General features: G+C 42.5%; 5 protein-coding genes. 2 read left to right on the top strand and 3 right to left on the bottom strand.

Annotation, left to right across the window (positions count from 1 at the left end; all coding sequences use genetic code 11):
• Positions 1–123: 123 nt before the first annotated feature.
• The 3 genes from tnpA to AB4589_RS24750 all read right to left on the bottom strand — a co-directional run bounded on the left by tnpA (position 124) and on the right by AB4589_RS24750 (position 1,873).
• Complete coding sequence (gene tnpA, locus AB4589_RS24740; RefSeq protein ID WP_017037717.1) at positions 124–441, bottom strand: IS66 family insertion sequence element accessory protein TnpA; 318 nt, start codon at positions 439–441, stop codon at positions 124–126.
• A 76-nt stretch (positions 442–517) separates the two neighbouring features.
• Entirely contained in the window at positions 518–1,327 is an 810-nt protein-coding gene (locus AB4589_RS24745; RefSeq protein WP_017100440.1) for a hypothetical protein, read from the bottom strand.
• A 3-nt stretch (positions 1,328–1,330) separates the two neighbouring features.
• A complete protein-coding gene (locus tag AB4589_RS24750; RefSeq protein WP_017100441.1) occupies positions 1,331–1,873 on the bottom strand; it encodes a hypothetical protein in 543 nt (180 codons plus the stop codon).
• 471 nt (positions 1,874–2,344) lie between these two features.
• Between AB4589_RS24750 and AB4589_RS24755 the strand changes: the two genes are divergently transcribed.
• Together AB4589_RS24755 and AB4589_RS24760 are read left to right on the top strand one after the other, a co-directional pair.
• Positions 2,345–2,581, top strand: a complete 237-nt coding sequence (locus tag AB4589_RS24755) for a TA system antitoxin ParD family protein (RefSeq protein WP_017100443.1) — start codon at positions 2,345–2,347, stop codon at positions 2,579–2,581.
• A complete protein-coding gene (locus AB4589_RS24760) occupies positions 2,553–2,855 on the top strand; it encodes a type II toxin-antitoxin system RelE/ParE family toxin (protein ID WP_017100444.1) in 303 nt (100 codons plus the stop codon). Before AB4589_RS24755 ends, AB4589_RS24760 begins: the two co-directional genes overlap by 29 nt.
• Positions 2,856–3,252 lie beyond the last annotated feature (397 nt).

Genomic DNA, 3,252 nt, shown 5'->3' on the forward strand with positions numbered 1-3,252 from the left:
GCGCACCGCTGCCAAGAGGCAAGTCAGTATCATTTTCGATAATCGCTGCAAGGCCGTTGATGGACTTTCTAAAATCGACGCTTTCACGATAAAGGTAAATGTCTGGAGCGCTGAGCATACCTTTCATGACAACGCTCCAATGAGTTCAGCAAGATAGGTGGCTGGCGTGCCTTGAGGAATGCTCAGCTCCACATCATTGATGAGAAGTGTCATGTTCGCCGTAGCTATCTGGGCCTGATACTTGGTTGTCTTTTCAACGATTTCGGCTCTAACAAATCCGACAGATTCCGATTGGTTTGCTGTTTGGAGTTGACGCCGTTTGGCGAAGAACGTGGATAAACTCAGTCCATGCTCTTCACAAAAAGCGCGTTGGGTAACACTGCTGCTTTCATATTGTTCAAACAGTGATTGCCATTCTAGGTTGGTGCGTCGTTTTGCCATTTCAACTCTCCTTTGGGTTGGAGAGATGATCTTATTCTTCGTGCTGAAAGATTAGAATGCGGTGTTCATGACACGCTTACTGTATGAGAGTGTGACCAGATGGATCAACCTCTAAATGGCTGACTGGTATCGAGACATTTGTATCGGGCACTGTCCCTACAGCTCTTAAACCATTTATCACCAAATCGAGATCGGCTAGTGTATAAGGTCCATTCAGTTGTGGTGAAGCTGGTGCAATGTGGACTACCCCAAGATTAGATTCATCTAGGTTATCCAATTCCAATGCTGCGTTGTAGGCATTATTAGCAAAAAGATTACCTTGGGAGTGTGCGATAAACAGCATTTTTGCGCCCTGTGTGCCTAACGTCTGAATCCTCGTGTTATGACGAGCGTAATCGCTTGCTGTTGGCGGTGAAGAAAACAACTGACTAACAAGTGCAACTGTTTGGGATGATGCCCAGTCGTAAAGCTCAGTAAGTAGCCCCAACACCAAGTCACTAGGGGCGCTGACAATATTGTAGACTTTATCTAAGAAACCATCAGCTCCACCACCAGTAATTGCTGACCAAAAGATATCAAATCTACCGCCGAGATCGGGGTCTATTTCTTCCGCTCGCTGAATAAATACTTCTGCTATATCTTGAAACGCTGATGCACTAACCGATGAACCAGTTACGTTATAAAAAGTCTCGTATGCTACAGGCTCTGAATTGTACTCATTTCCAATTTGCTTTTGGAATTCAAATGTCGCTAATTTCGCTTCATTTTTTGTATTCCACACTCCATTAAAAAAGCCAACGACATACCCTGGTACTTCACAAACTGTTGCAGAACTTACATTGAAAGAGATTGACGCAGCTAAAGCGGTTATAATAATTTTTTTCATACATCATTCCACGCAATCGATATTAGATGGTAGGCGCGTCACAGTGCCATCAAGAGCTTCATTGAACGCTGAATATGCCGCTGCGCGCTCACGAGTGTTTGCTGTGTAATGTTCTATCGCTTTTAGAATTTGATGTGCATCGGCAGGGTTATCAAAAGCTAAACTCAAGCAACCGATAGCTACAGTAGACTCTTCATCAACTTGGAGGACTGCATCGATATCAGAATGATCAACAAGGACAGCTTCTTGGATAGTTCTGGCAATACTCTTAACTTGTGTCTTTTGACTTGCTGATAAGTTAGCCGCTTCAATATATGCCAATATATCGTCTCGAATGGCTTCGTTATTGGTGACTGAACCTGTAAGCGAATCACTAGTGTCTAAGTCTGGGTACGTTCCTGACGAAACTAACTGACTTAAAGCATCTGTAGGTGAATTGATTGGTGTTGCTGCATTTACATCATCGGCACTATCAGAGTCACCACCACATGCCGTTAGCAACATGATGGCACATATTGGTAAAGCTTCCCTTATTTTCAACTTCATTGTCTACTCCTTGATCATAAATGTTAAGTTACTAAAATATAAGAGATTAACGCCAAGTGCAACGAGTCCCATACCACCCTTGAGCCGACCAAGTTGCCGCTATAGAGACTGGCGTTACATTAATATACCTAGGTCCGTTACACTTATATCAATACAGTAGATGTGGTTTGCATAAGGAAAAGTAAGCCAAATCACAGGTTTCTGAAATGATTAATCAATCGGTCGTAACTTCTAATGGGGCATTTTCGAGTTTCATGGCACACCTTTGGACAGAAGCTTTTTCTAATTTAGTAAATGATGCATTATCTCCGGTATGGAGGAGCCATCAGAAGAGCACGACCTTAGAGGCTAAGTTCATTGTCACTTATGAGAAGTGAAAAAGCCCACTAGCAGGGCTTTTGTTGCAAGTTGCCACATATGATGCAATGCGCTACAATTGACATCAACAAACAAATGACCAAGGTAATACATATGGCTACTACAAGCGTTAGACTTGATGAGAGCCTAGTAGATAGAGCTGCAACCATTGGAACAGCTTTAAATCGAACGACCCCCAAGCAAATTGAGCATTGGGCGAAAATAGGCAAGATCATGGAGGATAACCCTGACTTAACCTACGAGTTCGTACTGCAGGCAATCATCGCTAAAGCCGAATTAGAGCACGGGAATACGACCTCTTATGAATTTAGCGAAAGTAACAAAGATTGAGCAAACTACGACATTTGCCAAGACAGTAAAAAAGCTACACAAAAACCAGAAACAAGATCTAGATAAAGCAGTGAAAGAGGTTATAGAAAACCCTTTTATTGGCGTGATGAAGAAAGGCGATTTGTCTTTTCTTAGGGTGCACAAGTTTAAGATGAACAAGCAGCTCACCTTGCTTGGGTACAACTACGATGAATACGGGACGTTAGTCCTGACCTTAATGGCGTTGGGCAGTCATGAAAACTTTTATCGAGATGCATCCAGAACATTTAGATAACCAAAGCCTCGCCAAGCGCGAGGCTTTTTTATACCCCTCAAACACCTACAAACTGATCGAAAAAGAACTTAAGGTAGCTAACGCTGAAAGAAAGGTGGAATCTACCCCCGTGAAACATCACGGGGATTAACAGTATGAGAAGAGTGGATAAGTTTTAATATGGTAAAAACCCATGAACAGGGTGTGAATGAGTAAAAGTTCTAGCCAATAATGGGGCATGAATGCGTTAGATCAAAAAGTCTCAAGTTTGTGATCACCAAGCGATTCTGTCGTATCGTAACTACCAAGCGACTTTGTCATTCGCTTAATTACCGAGGGAAATTGACGGTCTCTATTTTTACGTAATCCTTTGACTAGTGCTACGAATTAGTCAGGGGTGTATAGGATGATCGTTATG

The sequence above is a fragment of the Vibrio sp. 10N.222.49.A3 genome, from assembly GCF_041475145.1.
Taxonomy (GTDB): Bacteria; Pseudomonadota; Gammaproteobacteria; order Enterobacterales; family Vibrionaceae; genus Vibrio; species Vibrio tasmaniensis_A.